Consider the following 2,089-nt stretch of genomic DNA (forward strand, 5'->3'; position numbering starts at 1 on the left):
CGGATAGCCGCCGTTGCCGCCGCCGATGTGACCGTCGAAGATGATCGGATCGCCGCCCTCGAAAGGCGTGATGACGTATTCGTCCAGATAGGTGGTGTTCCAGTCCAGGCTCGCGCGACGCTGGCCGATGTCGAAGGCGTAGCGCACGCCGATGTCCACGCCCTTCATCGTCTCCAGGCCCGTGTTGGAGGGCTGGGCCGACAGATAGTTCACTTCGCCCGTCAGCGGATTGCGGGTGAAGCTGTCCGGCTTGCAGAACGGGTGGTCCATGTTCGGCGTCGCATAGCAGATCGCCAGCCTGGTCGAACCGGGGATGGAGCGGATGGCGTCCTCGACCTTGATGTCGAAATAGTCGGCCGTCAGCGTCAGGCCGCTGATCTGCGTCGGCTGCCACACCAAGCCCAGGGTCAGGGTCTCGGTGCTTTCAGGCTTCAGATTCTCATTGCCGCCAACCGTGGTCAGGATGGTGGTGCCCATCTGCACATAGCCCGCCGGAACGCCCGAGGCCGCACAGTTGGCGATCAGGACGGCGTCGCCGCTCGTGTTGTAACGACTGCACGGATCGGTCGTGGTCAGATTGCCCTCGGCCACGCCGCCGAACAGTTCCGGCACGCTGGGAATGCGGAAGCCGGTGCCGTAGGTGGCGCGCAGACGCAGGCTGTCCACCACCGACCAGTTCAGGCCCAGCTTATAGGTCGTATTGCCGCCGAACATGTCATAGTCCGAGTAACGGACCGCCCCGTCCAGCTCGAGCCGCTGCACGAACGGCAGATCGCTCAGCAGCGGCGCCGACAGTTCGACATAGGCTTCCTTGGCCTTGGTCTCGCCCGCGATCGGATCCTGCTGGTTGGTGTTGGCGTAGCCCAGCACCGTCAGGGCGTCAGGGTCGCGCCAGCCCTTCTCTTCGCGATAGACCAGTCCCGCCGCCATCGCGAGCGAACCGGCGGGCAGTTCCATGACCGTGCCGCTGACGTCGAAGGTGAAGCTCTTCTGCTCGTTGCCGCCCGTGTCGCGCGAGTTGAACAGAATGTAGTCGAGCACCTCCTGGCTGACGTCGCCCACGCCCAGATAGTCGCCGCACGGGACGGCGGCACCCGGCGCGGAACTACACAGCGAGGTGTTCAGCGTATCGCCCAGCCGTTGCAGATTGACGATGTTGGTCATGCCGTCGACGCCGGTGTTGCGGCCCCAGTTGGCGGCGGCTTCCCAGGTCCAGTCGCCGACGATGTCGCCGCGCGCGCCGCCGACAAAGCGGTAGGTGTCCGTTTCCTGGAAGAACTGGCGTTGGCCCGGCTCGACCAGCAGGCGACGGATCAGCATCAGATCCTCGCCGGTGGGGTTGGTCGGGTTGTCGGCCGCGATGGCGATGTTGCGCAGGGCGCCCGGCGCCGCCATCTGGTTGCTTTCGCGGTGCGTGAAGAACAGTTCGCCGAACAGACTGACCTTGTCGGTCAACCGATAGTCGGCCAGCACAGCCGTGCTGAAGCGTTCGATCGGCGAAGACGCGTTCAAATAGACGTTCGAGTTGTGGTTGTGCTTGGCGGGGCTGTACGGCTCGTAGAAGTCGCCGTCCCCGCCCGGCGTCTGGTTGAAGTTGATCATCTGCCCGTTCGGCAGGACCGCGCGGCCGCCCGGCGTCGTCGAGCTGGAGAGGCAGGTCAGGGCGCCGTTGACCTCGCCCAGGCCGCAGGGCGCACGGCTGGCCAGGTTCACTTCCTCGGACTTCTGATAGGTCAGGGCGGCGGTGACGCTGCCCCGGTCATTCTTGATGCCCCACAGGACGTCGAAGGTCACATCCTGACCGTCGCCTTCGTCGGTGATGCCGTACTTGCCCGACACCTTCAGGCCTTCATAGCCGTTGACGGTGATGATGTTCACCACCCCGGCCACGGCGTCCGCGCCATAGATGGCCGAGGCCCCGTCCTTCAGCACGTCCATGCGGGCGATGATCGGAGTCGGGATCATGTTCAGGTCGGGGGCGCTGTTGGCGCCGGTGCCGCCGTTGACCACGCGACGCCCGTTGATCAGCGTCAGGGTCCGGTTGATGCCCAGGCCGCGCAGGTTCACCTGCGCCGTGCCATAGCCGTTG

General features: G+C 65.3%; 1 protein-coding gene. It reads right to left on the reverse strand.

All coding sequences use genetic code 11. The annotated features are described in order from the left end of the window. On the reverse strand, window positions 1-2,089 hold a 2,089-nt coding region (locus ACU5AP_RS16170), incomplete at both ends, for a TonB-dependent receptor plug domain-containing protein (RefSeq protein ID WP_446681550.1).

Source organism: Brevundimonas sp. RM1, assembly GCF_052907225.1.